The organism is Rhizobium sp. BT-226, assembly GCF_025847085.2.
In the GTDB taxonomy this organism is placed as follows: domain Bacteria; phylum Pseudomonadota; class Alphaproteobacteria; order Rhizobiales; family Rhizobiaceae; genus Rhizobium; species Rhizobium sophorae.
This window is the reverse complement of record NZ_JAOYTI010000004.1, coordinates 69652-87406: the sequence shown is the minus strand read 5'-3', so window position 1 is coordinate 87406 and position 17755 is coordinate 69652. Positions and strand designations below refer to the sequence as shown.

Genomic DNA, 17755 nt, shown 5'->3' with positions numbered 1-17755 from the left:
GCCGCGTTAGCACAGCTTTGCCGCCTCGCAAACAGGATCAACGCATGATCTAGCCTTTGCGGGATAGGAACCAGCGGATTTCGGTCTTCTCGGCAAGATCGAAATCGATTTCGATCTGGTCCGAGCCGCAGATGCCCGAGCTGTCGGCAAAGAAGATGTCCTCGGCAATCAGCACTTCATTGCCGGGCGCGGAAAACAGCCAGCTTTCGCCGTCCGGCGCCGTCAGCAGCACGGATTCACCGTCACTCTGATGCAGGACGATCGAAGGATGGATATGAAAACGGGCGACGGCCTTCAGGAGCTCGTCACTCTCATATCCTTCGCGGACGACGAGCCGGTCGTGGCCGGTCACGATCGAGCCTGCGGCATTGAGTGTCAGCTCACGCTCGTGCAGCACCCCGAACACCCTGAGATAACCGTCGTGGCTGAGCTTGATGCCGTCGCGTCCGTCTTCGGTTTCGGCACGCTCGACGGTGATTGTCCTCACCGGTTCGATGATTGCGTGGTTAAGGAAGGGCGAGGGCGAAAAACGGCTGGACGAGGTGTCGTTGAGGATGACGGTCGAATGCGCCGCCGTCGTGCGCGCCATCTGGACATAACGATGCCCGGCAAATTTCGGCGAACCGGAATTGACGATGAAGCGATGACGGCCGGACGACATCTCGAAGGAGAGGCTGCCGGCATGCACGGTGCGAAGCGCGCCTCCCGAAGGCGGCGTGCCGGTATCGACAATGATCACCGTCTTTCCCCCGGAAAGCCGCTGATAGCGCGAATGCGGCAAAGCCTTGAACGGCTGACCGGCAGTCTCGTCATATCGCAGCACGGACATCAGCTCGTTTGCGAGCGTGGAAGTCGCCCCGTTGAAGAGCGCCAGGTCCCCGTCCTGATGGCGAAAGAACCGCAATGCCGGATACATCCGGTCTATGCCGGAGATCAGCTTCTGCGGCAGGTCATGGCCGAGATTGACATAGGTCTGCCGGAGCGGCAGCAGATCGAGCAGCAATTCCAGCCCGACGCGCGGATTGCGCGACACATGGCCGCCATCTGATAGAATCTGGCTATCGAACTCGCGGTCGAGTGCCTGCGCCGCCCTTCTGAGCGTAGAGGCGCGCGCCGGCATAGCGACGGAGGCCATGGCGAGCGCAATGCGCAGCCGAAACAGCTCCAAGCCGCCGAGGGTGAACGGCGCCATGCGGTGCAGGAACCTCACCTGGAACGCCAGCGACTTCATGAAGCGGCGATAGAAGCCTCGGTCGGCGTTCTGCAGCACCACCGGCGAATGCGACAGCCAGGCGATGACGCGTTGGGCGGTGACATCGGTCTCCCAGGCAATCCCCTCCATGCGACCGGCATGGATGGAAAGCCAGCTGTCGACAATCGCACGGGCCGCAGCCGAACTACGCTCCGTCTTATTCGCCCGCATATGCCGCAGCCAGCCGAAGCTGTGAAGACGGATCGCGAAAGGGCGTGAGGGCAAGGTGAAGGTGAAGGGCGACTTTCCGTTCGTTTCCAGCATGCGCCCGGCCAGAAGAAACCGTCCGTTGAGGATCTCGTCGGCCACATGCGGATCGATACTGCGCAGATCGGTCGGCGCGACGATCAGACGCTCCGGCACTTTGATCGAATGGCGAAAGAGCTTCAGGCGCAGCAACGCGACGCGGCGCAAGGCGCGCCGCCAAGCCTCCCGAACATACATGCTCGCAAAACGCCGACCGGACTGCATATTCTATTGTCTATTGACCCTCGTGGTTAAGAATAGGTGAAAAGCGGCCGATTTCATCGCCCACAATGAATTAATTTGTGACAAGGTTCGAATATACGCAAATTAACGCGTTTCACCTGAAATCATGCGGGCGGTTTTGGAGAGAACGGCATGCGTGACACGAGGCTATCAAGCACCTCGTATCGTACGCGCTCGTCGCGAACGTTCACGCCTTGCAATCAGGCCAGGCGCCGCAGCACAGCCGCATAGAAGCCATCGAGGCCGGAGCCGATGCCGTCAGGCATTTTCAGCATGGTGGGAAGCGTGCGGAATTCGCCGAGCGGCGTGATCGCCGTCTCAAGGCCCGGCCAGTCACCGGCGCCGATCGGAACGCGCTCGACCGCATCCGTATCGGAAAGAACACGGGCGACGACGTCCTCACCCTCGACAGGATCGAGCGAACAATTCGAAAAAACCAGTGTGCCGCCCGGCTTCAGCAATGTCAGCGCATGACGCAGCATCCGTTCCTGCAGCGCCGCCAGCCTGGCGATATCCTCAGCTCCCTTGGTCCACAACACATCAGGGTGCCGGCGTGTCGTGCCGGTGGAAGAGCAAGGCGCATCGAGCAGGATTGCATCGAAACGCTCCGTCGGCTCGAATGTCGTCAGATCGGCTGCAATTGTCTCCGCTTTGAGGCCGAGCCGGTCGAGATTCGAGCGCAGCCGTCTCAGCCGGTTTTCCGACTGGTCGAGCGCGGTGACTGCGCCGCCGGCAAGGACGAGCTGCGCCGTCTTGCCGCCGGGCGCAGCACAGAGATCGGCGGCACGCTTGCCCGAGAGATCGCCGAAAAGCTTCGCAGGAATGCTTGCCGCCGCATCCTGAACCCACCACTCGCCCTCGTCGAAGCCTTCGAGCGAGGGGATGCCGCCGTCGAAGGCGGCGAGACGAATGCCGCCTGTGGGCAAAACAACGCCGTTCAGCCGCTTCGCCCAGCCTTCGGCGTCGGACTTGACGGTCAGATCGATTGCCGCCGGTTCGAGCTGGGATTCCGAAATTGCCAGCGCCGCGTCCCGGCCATAGGCCTTTTCCAGCCTGGCGATGAACCAGGCCGGCATCGGCGCGACCTTGCCGATCTCGGCGAGCACCTGCTCCTTCTCGCGGCCGAGACGGCGGAGGATGGCATTGACCAGCTTGGCGAAACGGCGATTGCGCGGATCCTGATTGGCCTGCTCGACGGCGAGATCGACAGCCGAATGATCCGGCACGTCGAGATAGAGGATCTGCGACGCCCCGATTGCGAGCACGTGATGCAGCGCCCTTGCCCCCTCCGGCAGCGGCGAATCCAGCAGCCCGGCAATCGCAGCATCGATGCGCGGCAGGTGGCGCAGCGTCGTGTTCAGGATGGCGCGGACGAGCGCCCGGTCGCTTTCGCCGAGCGCCCTATAGGCCGGATTGCCGTGTTCATGATCGAGAGCGCCGTCGAGCGGCAGCTTGCGGTCGACGACGGCGGCAAGAATTTTTGCCGCCGCGGCCCGGGCCTGCAGGCCGGGCTTTGCCGGAGCAGATCGCTCGGTGGAGGGCTTATGCTTGCGGAATGGCTTCTTCGTGCCGTCTGAATTCAAGACCACGGACCTTTTGGCGGTTGCGAGCCACCGCGACCAAGACCCGTATTCGGAACAGAGCGCGATTTGCGCGACGGATTAGCAGCACGCGCCGGCGACGTCGAGACATTCATGCCGCTTTGCGCCATGTCCTGCAGCGCAGCAATGCGGTTTTCCGTGTTTGGATGGGTGGAAAACAGATTGTCCATGCGTTCGCCGGAGAGCGGATTGATGATGAACATATGCGCCGTCGCCGGATTGCGCTCAGCATCCTCGTTCGGCACGTGGGCAGCGCCGCGGGCGATCTTGCCGAGCGCCGAAGCGAGCCAGAGCGGGTTGCCGCAGATCTCGGCGCCGCGGCGGTCGGCCGAATATTCGCGCGTGCGGCTGATCGCCATCTGCACCAGCATGGCGGCGAGCGGCGCCACGATCATCGCGACGATGACGCCGACGAAGCCGAGGGGATTGCTGTTGTTCTCACGGTTGCCGCCGAAGAAGAAGGCGAAGTTGCCGAGCATGGAGATCGCACCGGCAAGCGTTGCCGTGATCGTCATCGTCAGCGTGTCGCGGTTCTGGATGTGGGCCAGTTCATGCGCCATCACGCCTGCGACCTCCTCGGCAGACAAGGCGCTCAGCAGGCCGGTCGAGGCGGCGACGGCGGCATTGTTGGGATTGCGGCCGGTGGCAAAGGCATTCGGCTGCGGGCTGTCGTAAAGATAAACCTTCGGCATCGGCAGGCCGGCATTATGGGCGAGATCGCGCACGATCCGGAAGAATTCCGGCGCGTTACGCTCGTCGACCTCCTGGGCGCGATAGGCCGAAAGCACCATGCGGTCGGAATTCCAGTAGGAGAAGAAATTCATGCCGGCGGCGATAACGAAGGCAATCATCATGCCGGCCCGACCGCCGATCAGGAAGCCGACAAACATGAAAAGCGCCGTCATGAAGGCAAGCAACATGGCAGTGCGAACGAGGTTCATGGCGGATCTCCATCTCCAATTTCGGCGTCGCAAGCTTTCAATCCCGGCACCGGCGCATTATGATTTGGTTATTCATCAGCCATTTTCAATATTCCGGCAGGAGACGGCCATGCAGGACGCCGATAATGACAACAGCGAAACGCCGACGGCTGAGGGATCGGAGCCGCCACGCAAGATGCTGTCCCCGGCTGCCCGGCGCGCCCTTGCCGAAGCCGAGGAGCGGCGAAAGAACCAGAAGCCGCTGGAACTGCCGCCGGAGATCGGCGGCCGCGGCGGAGCCGAGCCGGCGCGCTTCGGCGATTACGAAATCAATGGCAGGGCGATCGATTTCTAAGCCAATATTTGTGTTGGCATCCTCGGCCGCAGCAGAATGGAGCTAAGACTCCGGCTAACGACATCTGGCCGGCAGGTATTTCAGCCGCATCTAGCGGGCGTGACCTCGCCGGCAATCTTCTTTCAGGCCTTCGCCCGTGAATGGACGCGGCAAACAAGCATCGAAAACGCGGAAACAAAAGAGCCGCCTGGAAGCCCTAAATGGGGCGGCCGGAGCGGCTCGACATATCAGGCGGTCGCCTTGTTTTGCCGGTTGGCGATCAGATCGTCGACCACGGCCGGATCGGCAAGCGTCGAAGTGTCGCCGAGAGCACCGAAATCGTCTTCGGCGATTTTGCGCAGGATGCGGCGCATGATCTTGCCGGAGCGGGTCTTCGGCAGGCCGGGCGCGAACTGGATCTTGTCGGGTGCGGCGATCGGGCCGATTTCGGCCCGCACATGTTTCACCAGTTCCTGGCGAAGCGTGTCCGACCCATCATGACCCGCCATGAGCGTCACGTAACAATAGATGCCCTGACCCTTGATCGGATGCGGATAGCCGACGACCGCTGCTTCCGAGACCAGATTATGCGACACGAGAGCGGATTCCACCTCCGCCGTGCCGAGCCTGTGGCCTGAGACATTGAGAACGTCGTCGACGCGGCCGGTGATCCAGTAATAGCCGTCCGCATCACGCCGGCAGCCGTCGCCGGTGAAATACTTGCCCTTGTAGGTGGAGAAATAGGTCTGAATGAAGCGCTCGTGATCGCCATAGACCGTGCGCATCTGCCCTGGCCAGCTGTCGGTGATGCAGAGATTGCCGTCGGCCGCGCCCTCCAGCACCTTGCCTTCATTGTCGACCAGCTGCGGCTTGATGCCGAAGAATGGCACCGTCGCCGAACCGGGCTTCAGATCGGTGGCGCCAGGCAGCGGCGTGATCATATGGCCGCCGGTTTCCGTCTGCCACCAGGTATCGATGACGGGGCAGCGCTTGTCGCCGACGACATTGTAATACCATTCCCAGGCTTCCGGGTTGATCGGCTCGCCGACCGTGCCGAGCAGGCGCAGCGAGGAGCGCGAGGAGCGGGTGACGAAGTCGTCGCCGGCACCCATCAGCGAGCGGATCGCCGTCGGCGCCGTATAGAAGATGTTGACCTTGTGCTTGTCGATGACTTCCCAGAAACGGCCCTGGTCCGGGAAATTCGGCACGCCCTCGAACATCAGCGTCGTCGCGCAGTTCGCAAGCGGCCCATAGACGATATAGGAGTGGCCGGTCACCCAGCCTACATCGGCCGTACACCAGTAGACGTCGCCGTGGTGATAATCGAAGACATATTCATGCGTCATCGCCGCATAGACGAGATAACCGCCCGTCGTGTGCAGCACGCCCTTCGGCTTGCCGGTCGAGCCGGACGTATAAAGAATGAAGAGCGGATCTTCCGCCTTCATCTTCACCGGCGGGCATTCCGCCTTCACCGTGGCGATCTCCTGGTGATACCAGAGGTCGCGGCCGGGCGCCCAGCCGGTCTTGCCGCCGGTGCGGCGAACGACCAGCACCTTGCTGACATTGACGTGCTGGCGGGCGGCGATATGGATCGCCGTATCGGTATTGTCCTTCAGCGGCACCGGCTTGCCGCCGCGCACACCTTCGTCGCAGGTGATGACGAAGGTGGATTCGCAGTCGACGATGCGACCGGCGAGCGCCTCGGGCGAGAAACCGCCGAAGACGACCGAATGCACCGCGCCGATGCGGGCGCAGGCAAGCATCGCATAGGCCGCTTCCGGGATCATCGGCATATAGATGGTAACGCGATCGCCCTTCTTGACGCCGTGCTTCTTCAACACGTTCGCCATCCGGCAGACATGCTCGTAGAGCTCGTTATAGGTGACCTTCTTGTCGATATAGGGGTTGTCGCCTTCCCAGATGATCGCCACCTGGTCGCCATTCGTTTTCAGATGACGATCGATGCAGTTGTAGGAGACGTTTGTCTGACCGTCCTCGAACCACTTGATCGAAACCTTGCCGGTAAAGGAAGTGTTCTTGACCTTGGTATAGGGCTTGAACCAGTCGATCCGCTTGCCGTGCTTGCCCCAGAACTTGTCCGGGTTCTCGACGCTTTCCTCGTACCATTTCAGGTACTTTTCCTTATCGATCAGGGCGCGCGCCTTCACCGGCTTCGTGACCGGATAAATCTTCTCCGACATGCAACTCCTCCTCATGGGACATGCGACGGGCCAGGTGAGCTATGCAGGGCCCGGACTTGAAATCACGGCAATTCATAGCAGTTCGCATCGCCACGGCAATTAGACAAAGGTCATTTCATTTCGGAAGAATTGCAATTCTGCGACAGTGCGGTTATATAGCGCCATATTTCCCGGACATTGTGGTGACAATCCACGGACCGCGACCGGCGCGGACGATAGAAGGACTATATCCATGGCTCAAACACTGCTCATGCCGAAGGCGACAGCCATTTGGCTCGTCGACAATACGGCACTGTCTTTCGATCAGATCGCGCAGTTCTGCAAACTGCATCCGCTCGAAGTCAAGGCGATCGCCGACGGCGAAGCGGCGCAGGGCATCAAGGGCCTCGACCCGATCTCGACAGGACAGCTTTCCCGCGACGAGATTGCCCGCGCCGAGGCCAATCCGAACCACAAGCTGAAGCTTTCCGAACCGAAGGTGCGGGTGCCGGAATCCAAGCGCCGCGGTCCGCGCTATACGCCGGTTTCCAAGCGTCAGGACCGCCCGAACGCCATTCTCTGGCTGGTTCGCAACCATCCGGAGCTGAAGGACGCGCAGATTTCCCGCCTCGTCGGCACGACGAAATCGACGATCGAGCAGATCCGCGAGCGCACCCACTGGAACTCCGCCAACCTGGCGCCGATGGATCCGGTCACGCTCGGCCTCTGCAGCCAGATCGATCTCGACATGGAAGTGGAAAAGGCCTCCAAGGGCCGTCCGCTGCCGACCGCTGCCGAGCTCGGCGCAACGCTGCAATCGGCCCAGGACACAGAGCGCCTGACCCCGAGCTACGAGCGCGAGGAGGAAAAGGAAAAGGAAATCGACGCCGACGCCGTCTTCCGCAAGCTGAGCTCGCTGCGCTCGGCGCCGAAGGACGAGGACGACGATCAGTACTGAGATACCGGTCATCTCATGAAAACCCCGCCGGTATGAGCTGACCGGCGGGGTTTTTTATTGCGGATGGCCTGTTTCGGATTAGCTGCGGAACAGGGTGAGGATGTTCTGCGCCGAGGTATTGGCGATCGAGAGCGACTGGATGGCGAGCTGCTGCTGCGTCTGCAACGCCGAGAGCTTGCTCGATTCCTCTTCCATATCGGCATCGACCAGGCGGCCGACGCCGGAGTCGATCGAATCGTGCAAGCCGCTGACGAACGTTTCCTGCAGCTGGATACGCGTCGAGATCGAGCCGAGCGCCGAGCCGGCGGCGGTCATTGCGCCGAGAACCAGTTCGATACCGGTCAGGGCTGCGTCGAGCTGACCCTGGGTGAAATTGGTGATGTCGAGAGCATATATCGAAGGCATGACGATGACGGCACCGCCATAGGTTCCGTTGAAGGCCGTACCGATGATACCGCTGGTCGTCTCGATCGCACCGGTACTGGTCATGCCGAAAAGCACGTTTCCAAGCGTGCCCGCATTGAGCACGTAGTCCGTCATCTTGACCGAAACGGCATTGCTGCCGTCGCGCACGAAGGACGAAACGACGCTCTTCGTGCCGGAGGCACCGGCAACCCAGTTTTCGCCGGAGAAGGACGCCGACTGGGCGATGCTGAGCAGCTGCTCCTGAAACTGGTCGAGTTCCTGCTGGATCTTCGTCTTGTCGACGCCCTTTTCGGTGGCGGCGACGATCTTGGCCTTGATTTCGCTGACGACATCGAGCGCGCTATCCATGGCCGAATAAGCGGTATCGACCTTGGCCGCGCCAAGCCCGAGCGCGTCGGAGACGGCCGAAAGCGCCTTGTTGTCAGAACGCATAGTCGTGGCAATCGACCAGTAAGCGGCATTGTCAGCCGCCTTCTCGACACGATAACCCGATGAAACGCGACCCTGGGTGTCCTTGAGGCTATCGTTTACGCCGCGCAAAGTCTGCAGCGCTGCCATGGCAGCGTTGTTGGTGAGGATGCTTGTCATGATCCGTTCCACAATCGTTGAGATAGGGGCATCCGGACTAAGCCGGTAACGGCGACCGCGTCATGCAAAGCCTGCTATGCAAGCCATTGCCGTTAACAAATGCTTGCATCAACATGGTTAACAATTCCTCAATTAGGCTTACCGAAAGTTTAATTCACATCGGCAGGGAGCCTAAACCGCGCCCGCGCAGCGCCTCGGCAATTTCCTCTAAAATCGTTGGATCATCGATGGTTGCAGGCATTTTCCAGGGTATGCCGTCGGCGATTTTCTGCATTGTTCCACGCAGGATTTTGCCGGAGCGTGTCTTCGGCAACCGGTTAACGGTGATGGCCGTCTTGAAGGCGGCAACAGGCCCGATCGAATCACGAATCATCGATACGACCTCTGATTCGATTGCCGTCGCATCACGGAAAACATTTCGCTTCAGCACCAGGAAACCGCAGGGCGCCTGACCCTTCAGCACATCGATCACACCGATGACCGCGCATTCGGCGACATCTGGATGACGCGCACAGACCTCCTCCATCGCCCCTGTCGAGAGCCGATGCCCGGCGCAATTGATGATGTCGTCGGTGCGCGACATGATGAAGAGATAGCCGTCCTCATCGACATAGCCGGCATCGGCCGTCTTGTAATAGCCGGGAAACTCATCGAGATAGGCGGAGCGAAAACGGTCGTCCGCGTTCCAAAGGGTCGGCAGGCAGCCGGGCGGCAGGGGCAGCTTCACGACGATATTGCCGAGCGTTCCCGGCTCTATCGGATGACCGGCATCGTCGAGCACCGCAATATCATAGCCGGGCATCGGCAGAGCCGGCGAACCGTGCTTGACCGGAAGAGCGCCGAGGCCCAGGGGATTTGCGGCGATCGGCCAGCCGGTTTCCGTCTGCCACCAATGATCGATGACGGGTATGCCGAGCATGCGCTCGGCCCATTTCAACGTCTCCGGATCCGCCCTTTCGCCGGCAAGAAACAATGCGCGCAAATCCGGCATGGGATATTGGTGCATCAGTTCACCGTCACCGTCCTCCCGCCGGATGGCGCGGAATGCCGTCGGCGCCGTGAAGAGCACCCGCACCTGATATTCTGAAACGATGCGCCAGAATGCGCCTGCATCCGGAGTGCCGACCGGTTTTCCCTCGAAGATCAAAGTGGTTACGCCGGCGAGCAGCGGGGCATAGACGATATAGGAATGCCCGACAACCCAGCCGATATCCGAAGCCGTCCAGAAGACCTCGCCCGGTTTCAAGCCGTAGATATTCTGCATCGACCAGTTGAGCGCGACCATATGGCCGCCATTGTCGCGCACGACGCCCTTGGGTTGGCCCGTCGTGCCCGAGGTATAGAGGATGTAGAGCGGATCGGTCGCCTTGACGGAGACACAGGCGATCTCAGCGCCACGATGCTGCGCCACCGCCACCTCGAAATCCTGATCTCGACCGCTGACGAGATCTGCCCGAAGCTCCGGCCGCTGCAGCACCAGACAGCGCTCCGGCTTCGAACGCGCAATCTCGATCGCCTGATCGACCAGTGGCTTGTAGGCGACGATGCGACCAGGCTCGAGCCCGCAGCTCGCGGTGATCACCAGCTTCGCACCGCAATCGTCGATGCGCGCCGCAAGTTCGCTGGCGGCAAACCCGCCGAAAACGACGGAGTGAACCGCACCGATGCGGGCGCAGGCGAGCATCGAAAAGACCGCCTGCGGCACCATCGGCATATAAAGGATGACGCGATCGCCTTTGCCGACGCCGCGCTCGACCAAGGCTGATGCGACGGCCATCACCTCGCGAAGCACCTCATCATAGGTGAAACGGCGCTTCTCGCCGTTCATTGCGCTGTCGAAGATGACCGCTGTCTCGCCGCCGCGGCCGGCAGCCACATGCCGGTCCAGGCAATTGTGGCATGTATTGGTTTCGGCATCTGAGAACCAACGGCCATAGACGCCGTCATTCGGCGAGAACACCCGCTCCGCCGGCTTGAACCAGTCGATGTCACTGGCCGCTTCGCGCCAGAAGGCTTCGGGATCGCGCTTCCAGGCCGCATAGGCCTGATGATAGCCGTTCTGCATCTGCTCCTCCCCAGGACATGCAAACCTAATCTAGGCGGCATTAAGGGGAACAGGAAGCCCGACCAAAGCAGCGTTTCAGCGCGTGCCGAAAATCGCTGATCCCACACGCACGCTGGTGGCGCCGAAGGCGATCGCCGTCCCGTAGTCGCCCGACATGCCCATGGAAAGTTTTTCGACGCCGCATTTGAGCGCGAGCTTCGCCAAGAGGGCGAAATGCGGCCCGGGATTTTCCTCGGCTGGCGGAATGCACATCAAACCTTCGATCGAAAGGCCGAGTTCGTCGCGGCAGAAGGCGACGAAGGCCGGCGTGTCGTCAGGAGCGATGCCGGCCTTCTGCGGTTCGAGCCCGGTATTGACCTGGACATAGAGCCGCAGCGCCTTGCCTTGCCGCTTCATCTCCTCGGCAAGCGCGCGGGCGATCTTTTCCCGATCTACCGTCTCAATGACGTCGAAAAGCGCCACAGCATCCGCCGCCTTGTTCGATTGCAGCGGTCCGATCAGATGCAGCTCGATATTCTGATGCTCTGCTTTCAGCGCCGGCCACTTGCCCTGGCTTTCCTGCACCCGGTTCTCGCCGAAGACACGCTGCCCGGCTTCGATGGCCGGGCGGATCGCGTCCGCCTCGAAGGTCTTCGACACCGCGACGAGCTGAACGGAACCCGCCGAACGACCTGCCTCGCGTTCCCCGGCCGCAATCCGCGACCGCACATCGTTCAAGCGCTCTTGAAGTTCCATCGTTCTGCCTCGACATACCAGCATGAAAGGATCGGCAATGAACTAACCAGCCAGCCTGTGCTTGCCAAGACCCGCCTTAGCGAAATCGCCTGGTCATGATCAAGATCGGACGCTCGCAGCGCCTGCAAAACTTGACGCTACGGTGGTTTCATGGTGAAGGTCTCAACCAACTTCCCCTGATTTTCCGGAAATACGAATACCATGGCCACCGAACGTTATAATCCGCGCGATGCCGAGCCCCGCTGGCAGCAAAAATGGAATGAAGACAAGGTCTTCGAAACCGACAATGCCGATCCGCGCGAAAAATATTACGTCCTCGAAATGTTCCCCTATCCCTCGGGGCGCATCCACATGGGTCATGTCCGCAATTACGCCATGGGCGATGTCGTCGCCCGCTACAAGCGCGCCCGCGGTTACAACGTGCTGCATCCGATGGGCTGGGATGCCTTCGGCATGCCGGCGGAGAATGCCGCCATGGAGCGCGGCGTGCATCCTGCCTCCTGGACGCACCAGAATATCGGCTCGATGAAGGCGCAATTGAAGGCCATGGGTCTTTCGCTAGACTGGAGCCGCGAATTCGCCACCTGCGACGTCGAATATTATCAGCACCAGCAGCATCTTTTCCTGGATTTCCTCGAGAAGGGCCTGGTCTATCGCAAGCAGTCCAAGGTCAACTGGGATCCTGTCGACAACACCGTGCTCGCCAACGAACAGGTGATCGATGGACGCGGCTGGCGTTCCGGCGCGCTGGTCGAACAGCGTGAACTGACGCAATGGTTTTTCAAGATTACCGACTTCAGCCAGGATCTGCTCGACGCGCTGGATACGCTCGACCAGTGGCCGGAAAAAGTGCGCCTGATGCAGAAGAACTGGATCGGCCGTTCGGAGGGCCTGACGATCCGCTGGGAGATCGTGCCGGAAACGGCACCTGCCGGCGAAAGCGAAGTCACGGTCTATACGACCCGGCCGGACACGCTCTTCGGCGCTTCCTTCCTGGCAATCGCCGCCGATCATCCGCTGGCGAGGGATGCCGCCGCAAAGAACCCGGATATCGAAGCCTTCTGCGAGGAGTGCCGCCGCGCCGGCACCTCGCTCACAGCACTCGAGACCGCCGAAAAGAAGGGTATGGATACCGGTATCCGCGTCCGGCACCCGCTCGATCCCTCCTGGGAGCTGCCGGTCTATATCGCCAATTTCGTTTTGATGGATTATGGCACCGGCGCGATCTTCGGCTGCCCCTCGGGCGACCAGCGCGACCTTGATTTTGCACGCAAATATGGCCTGCCGGTGGTGGCCGTCGTCATGCCGAGGGATGGCGATGCCGCAAGCTTCTCCGTCGGTGACACCGCCTATGACGGCGATGGCGTGATGATCAATTCACGCTTCCTCGACGGCAAGACGATCGAAGAAGCCTTCAATATCGTCGCCGACCGGCTGTCGGCCGCTTCGCTCGGCAATGCGCCGCAGGGCGAACGCAAGGTCAATTTCCGCCTGCGCGACTGGGGCATTTCCCGCCAGCGTTATTGGGGCTGCCCGATCCCGGTCATCCATTGCGATGATTGCGGCGTCGTGCCGGTGCCGAAGAAAGACCTGCCGGTCAAGCTGCCCGACGACGTCACCTTCGACCAGCCGGGCAATCCGCTCGACCGTCATCCAACCTGGCGTCACGTCTCCTGCCCGACCTGCGGCAAGGATGCCCGCCGCGAGACGGATACGATGGACACCTTCGTCGATTCGAGCTGGTACTTCACCCGCTTCACCGCACCCTGGGAAGGAAAGCCGACCGATCCCGCGGCGGCAAACCGCTGGCTGCCGGTCGACCAGTATATCGGCGGCATCGAGCACGCGATCCTGCACTTGCTCTATTCCCGCTTCTTCACCCGCGCCATGCGCGAGACCGGTCACGTCGCCGCCACCGAACCCTTCAAGGGTCTCTTCACCCAGGGCATGGTGGTCCACGAAACCTATAGCCGCGGCGCCGGCGCCAGCCGCGAATGGGTGGCTCCCGCCGATATCCGTATCGACGAACTCGATGGAAAACGCCGGGCTTTCCTGCTGACGTCGGGCGAAGAAGTCGCGATCGGCTCGATCGAGAAAATGTCGAAATCGAAGAAGAACGTCGTCGATCCCGACGATATTATCGCCTCTTACGGCGCCGATACCGCTCGTTTCTTTGTTCTGTCCGACTCCCCGCCAGAGCGTGATGTCATCTGGTCCGAGGCAGGCGTCGAGGGCGCCCATCGTTTCACCCAGCGTCTGTGGCGCCTGATTTCCGAAGCAGCGGACGCGCTCTCCGCCGTTGCACCTGCGCCGGCAACCGATGGGGAAGCCTTGTCGATCTCGCAGGCCGCCCACAAGACGCTGAAGGCTGTCGAGAACGACTATGACAAGCTCTGGTTCAACAAGGCCGTTGCCCGAATTTACGAACTCGTCAATGCGCTGGCCGCACCGATGACGAGAGTTGCGGCAGGCGAGGGTGATGCCACCTATCGCGCGGCGGTGCGCGATGCCGCCGAGATCCTGATTCAGCTCGTCTCTCCGATGACGCCGCATCTGGCTGAGGAGTGCTGGGCCGCGCTCGGCAATGAAGGCCTGCTTGCCCGGACAGACTGGCCGCGCTACGACGAAACACTCGTCATCGAAAACGATGTCGTCCTGCCGGTACAGATCAACGGCAAGAAACGCGCTGAATTGACAATTTCTCGCGATGCAGATCAGAATGCCGTCACCGACGCCGTGCTGGCTCTGGATGCGGTGAAGAATGCGCTGAACGGACAGGCACCGAAGAAGATCATCGTGGTTCCCCAAAGGATTGTAAACATTGTCGTTTGATATCGCTTGCAAGCTGGCCCGCGATGCCGGCATCGCCATGATCTTTGCCTCGGCGGCTTTTCTCTCCGCCTGCCAGGTCCGACCGCTTTACTCCGAGAATTCCGGCGTCGTCGAAAAGCTTTCCTCGGTCGGCTTTTCCCCAGCAAGCAGCCGCGTCGAGCAGCAGGTGCGCAATCGCCTGATCTTCCTTGCGTCGCGCGGTGCCGGTGAAGCGGTAAACCCGCAATATCAGGTTGAGCTTCGCGCGACCTCGTCTGTTGCCGATACGCTCCTGACGGATTCCTCGGATACGTCGCGCGCCGGCCGTGTGACCGTCAGCGTCACCTACACGCTGCGTTCGGCGACCGACGATCACATCATCAAGGCCGGCAGCCGCGCTACCACGGCGCTGGTGGATTTTTCCGAACAGGAATTCGCCAAGCAGCGGGCGATCCGTGACGCGGAGAACCGCGCGGCGGATCAGGTGGCGGAATTCGTGGGAGCCGATATCGCCGCTGCCCTCAGCCGCTGAGGGCGGAGACGTGGCAGAGATAAAATCCCACGAATTCGAGACATTCCTGCAGAAATCGGCACGGAACTATCGGATTTACGTCATCTACGGACCGGATCGTGGTCTTGTTTCCGAACGGGCAAGCCAGCTCGCCGGCAAGAGCGGTGTTGCTCTCGATGATCCCTTCTCGCTGACGAAGCTCGATATCGGCGACCTGCAGAAAGACCCCGGTCGGTTGGTCGACGAGGTCCAGTCGATCGGCCTGTTCGGCGGTGAGAAACTGATCTGGATCCGCGGTGCTGCCAACGAGAAATATCTCGTCGATTCTTTGGCGCTGTTGGCCGAAAAACCACTCGAAGCCGCTTATCTGATCGTCGAGGCCGGTGACCTCAAGAAGGGTTCCCTGCTGCGCAAGACCGCGGAAGCCGCACGATCTGTCATGACGATCCCCTCCTATGCCGATGACAGCCGGGCCTTGAATGCTTTGATCGATACGGAGCTCGGTGCAGAAAAGCTCGGCATTACGCCGGCCGCGCGCCAGGCGCTGATCGCGTTGATCGGCGGCGACAGGATCGCTTCCCGAAACGAGGTGCGCAAGCTTGCTCTTTACTGCCGCGGCTTCGATACGGTCGAAGAACATCACGTTACCGAAATAATCGGCGACGCCAGCGCCATCTCGGTTGACGACGCCGTCGACGCCATTCTCGGCGGTGATCTCAACGCCTTTCTGCACGCCATGCAAAAAATCAGCAGCTCGAAAACTGCAATCTTTCTCGTACTGCAGGCATGCCTGAAGCAATTCCAGCTTCTGGATTCTATGCGTGCCGAAATGGATGAAAAGCGGCTACAGCCGCCACAGATCATGCAGACGATGGGGCGGCATCTGCATTTCCGCCGCAAACCGATCATCGAACAAGCGCTGCGCCAATGGACCGCGGAAAGCATCGCCCGTGAATCCAATCGGCTACAGGCCGCTATTCTGCAAAGCAGACGGCGGCAGGTGCTGGAAGACAGCGTTGCGATGCAAACGCTGCTGTCCACCACCCTTCAATCCGGTCGGAAATCCGCCTAACCAGGGCACATTGACTGAAAATCACAACCGTTTTCTGAAAGCACGACGCGTTGATTCAAGGAGTTAGAGCGTCCTACAGCGCTCTAGCGCCTCTCGAGCAAACGGCAGATTTCCTCGAGCTGCTCTAGCGACTTATAGGAAATTTTGATCTGGCCGCCGCTTGCCTTGTGATTGATCGCAACATCAAGGCCGAGTGCATCGGAAAGTGTCCGTTCCAGCGCCAGCGTATCGGAATCTTTCTGATCTCGCCGCAATGTCGCCTGCTGCGGCTCCGATTGGGCCTTGATATTGTTTTGCGCCAGCTTTTCCGCATCACGCACCGACATGCCCTTGGCAACGATCGTACGGGCAAGACCTGCCGGGTCGGATGTCGAAACCAATGCTCGCGCGTGCCCGGCCGATAAGCTGCCGGCGGCAAGCAGATCGCGAACCGGATCAGGCAATTTCAACAGGCGCAACGAGTTGGCAACGTGGCTGCGGCTTTTGCCGATGATTTCGCCAAGGTCGTTCTGGGTGTAGCCGTATTCCGAGATAAGCTGTTCATAACCCAACGCCTCTTCCAGGGCATTGAGATCCGCGCGCTGCACGTTTTCGACAATCGCGATTTCCAGCGCCGTCTTGTCATCCACATCACGGACAATGACAGGAATCTCGATCAGCCCGGCAAGCTGAGCGGCGCGCCAGCGTCGCTCGCCGGCGATGATTTCATATCGATCCCGCGACATCGTCCGCACAACAATCGGCTGAACGATACCATGTTGACGAATGGAGCTTGCGAGATCGTGCAACTCCGAGTCATCGAAGAACCGACGGGGATTGCGGGGATTACGGCTGACGAACTCGATCGGGATCATTCTGTCGGCGCTGATAGTCCGCTCGGCTTCCACCGGGACAGGCTGATCCATTTCACCAATCAGCGCCGCAAGGCCGCGGCCCAATCGCCGCTTTGATACATCGTCATTCATGATCTACACTCACCTACACCCCTAAAATGATATCACGCGGCCAGTCTTTGGCGTTCTCGCTGAATGACCTCGGAGGCCAGTTGGAGATAGGCCTGACTGCCCGCGCACTTCAAGTCATAGAGAATAGCCGGCTTACCGTAGGACGGAGCTTCGGAAACCCGGACGTTGCGCGGAATTAACGTGTGGTAAACCTTGTCCCCGAGATGCGTACGCACGTCATTGACAACCTGCTGGGCAAGATTGTTGCGCGCATCGAACATCGTCAAGACGATACCCTGAATATCCAGACGCGGGTTAACTGTCCGGCGAACCTGGCTGACGGTCTCAAGCAGCTGGCTCAGCCCTTCCAGGGCAAAGAATTCACATTGCAGCGGCACCAGGACCGAATGCGCTGCCGCCATGGCATTCATCGTCAGCAGATTGAACGACGGCGGGCAATCCAGAAGAATGTAAGAAAACGCCATGGCTTCGGGCGAAGACAGCGCCTTCCGCAATTTAAACACCCGATCGCTCTGCTGCGAGATTTCCATCTCGATGCCGAGCAGATCCATCGTCGAGGGGACGATAAACAGATTAGGAACCGCTGTTTCGAGAGTCACTTCGGGGATCCCCCGATCACCGACCATAAGGTCGTAGGAGGACAGCTTGCGATCACGACGATCGATACCGAGGCCAGTACTGGCATTGCCCTGCGGGTCGAGATCGACGATCAAGACGCGCTCGCCTATAGCAGCAAGCGCCGTTGCCAGATTGATTGCTGTGGTCGTCTTGCCGACGCCACCCTTCTGATTTGCGATGGTGATAATCCGATGTCGTTCGCCAGCCATTGCCGCAATATCCGATCT

Annotated in this window: 14 protein-coding genes; 5 read left to right on the top strand and 9 right to left on the bottom strand. The window is 60.5% G+C overall.

The features are described 5' to 3' along the window. Positions 1–49: 49 nt before the first annotated feature. The 3 genes from OIU37_RS24975 to htpX form a co-directional block, all read right to left on the bottom strand. On the bottom strand, positions 50–1723 hold the full coding sequence (locus OIU37_RS24975) for a heparinase II/III family protein (RefSeq protein ID WP_264258938.1): 1674 nt from the start codon (positions 1721–1723) through the stop codon (positions 50–52). A gap of 218 nt (positions 1724–1941) precedes the next feature. Continuing rightward, positions 1942–3330 carry an RsmB/NOP family class I SAM-dependent RNA methyltransferase gene (locus tag OIU37_RS24970; protein ID WP_264258937.1) on the bottom strand — a complete coding sequence of 463 codons (1389 nt, stop codon included), beginning with the start codon at positions 3328–3330 and terminating at the stop codon, positions 1942–1944. Further along, complete coding sequence (htpX, locus tag OIU37_RS24965; RefSeq protein ID WP_264258936.1) at positions 3321–4283, bottom strand: zinc metalloprotease HtpX; 963 nt, start codon at positions 4281–4283, stop codon at positions 3321–3323. Before htpX ends, OIU37_RS24970 begins: the two co-directional genes overlap by 10 nt. A gap of 109 nt (positions 4284–4392) precedes the next feature. Here htpX and OIU37_RS24960 point away from each other — a divergent pair, with 109 nt between their 5' ends. Next, a complete protein-coding gene (locus OIU37_RS24960) occupies positions 4393–4617 on the top strand; it encodes a DUF1674 domain-containing protein (protein ID WP_065282598.1) in 225 nt (74 codons plus the stop codon). 227 nt (positions 4618–4844) lie between these two features. Here OIU37_RS24960 and acs read toward each other — a convergent pair whose 3' ends face one another. Further along, positions 4845–6800 carry an acetate--CoA ligase gene (gene acs, locus OIU37_RS24955; protein WP_180696624.1) on the bottom strand — a complete coding sequence of 652 codons (1956 nt, stop codon included), beginning with the start codon at positions 6798–6800 and terminating at the stop codon, positions 4845–4847. Between the two features lie 232 nt (positions 6801–7032). Here acs and OIU37_RS24950 point away from each other — a divergent pair, with 232 nt between their 5' ends. Then, the gene (locus tag OIU37_RS24950) at positions 7033–7737 is read left to right on the top strand and encodes a DUF1013 domain-containing protein (RefSeq protein WP_032984599.1); all 705 of its coding nucleotides are present in this window, start codon (positions 7033–7035) and stop codon (positions 7735–7737) included. 78 nt (positions 7738–7815) lie between these two features. Here the strand turns inward: OIU37_RS24950 and OIU37_RS24945 are convergent, their stop codons facing one another. From OIU37_RS24945 to OIU37_RS24935, 3 genes are all read right to left on the bottom strand, one after another. Next, positions 7816–8751 (bottom strand): flagellin, encoded by a 936-nt coding sequence (locus tag OIU37_RS24945; protein WP_168309228.1) that lies wholly within the window; start codon positions 8749–8751, stop codon positions 7816–7818. A 154-nt stretch (positions 8752–8905) separates the two neighbouring features. Further along, complete coding sequence (locus tag OIU37_RS24940; protein ID WP_264258933.1) at positions 8906–10816, bottom strand: propionyl-CoA synthetase; 1911 nt, start codon at positions 10814–10816, stop codon at positions 8906–8908. Positions 10817–10891: 75 nt separating this feature from the next. Beyond that, the gene (locus OIU37_RS24935) at positions 10892–11551 is read right to left on the bottom strand and encodes a YggS family pyridoxal phosphate-dependent enzyme (RefSeq protein ID WP_171378220.1); all 660 of its coding nucleotides are present in this window, start codon (positions 11549–11551) and stop codon (positions 10892–10894) included. Positions 11552–11752: 201 nt separating this feature from the next. On the opposite strand from OIU37_RS24935, the gene leuS reads away from it, so the two are divergent. The 3 genes from leuS to holA are packed head-to-tail and all read left to right on the top strand — an operon-like array spanning position 11753 to position 15945. Next, the gene (leuS, locus tag OIU37_RS24930) at positions 11753–14383 is read left to right on the top strand and encodes a leucine--tRNA ligase (RefSeq protein WP_180696626.1); all 2631 of its coding nucleotides are present in this window, start codon (positions 11753–11755) and stop codon (positions 14381–14383) included. Next, positions 14373–14894, top strand: a complete 522-nt coding sequence (gene lptE, locus OIU37_RS24925) for an LPS assembly lipoprotein LptE (RefSeq protein WP_168314946.1) — start codon at positions 14373–14375, stop codon at positions 14892–14894. Before leuS ends, lptE begins: the two co-directional genes overlap by 11 nt. Before the next feature lie 10 nt (positions 14895–14904). Beyond that, a complete protein-coding gene (gene holA, locus OIU37_RS24920) occupies positions 14905–15945 on the top strand; it encodes a DNA polymerase III subunit delta (protein WP_264258932.1) in 1041 nt (346 codons plus the stop codon). 83 nt (positions 15946–16028) lie between these two features. Here holA and OIU37_RS24915 read toward each other — a convergent pair whose 3' ends face one another. Both OIU37_RS24915 and OIU37_RS24910 read right to left on the bottom strand, forming a co-directional pair. After that, a complete protein-coding gene (locus tag OIU37_RS24915; protein WP_168314948.1) occupies positions 16029–16910 on the bottom strand; it encodes a ParB/RepB/Spo0J family partition protein in 882 nt (293 codons plus the stop codon). A gap of 32 nt (positions 16911–16942) precedes the next feature. Next, complete coding sequence (locus OIU37_RS24910) at positions 16943–17737, bottom strand: ParA family protein (RefSeq protein WP_011654065.1); 795 nt, start codon at positions 17735–17737, stop codon at positions 16943–16945. Between the last annotated feature and the right edge of the window lie 18 nt (positions 17738–17755).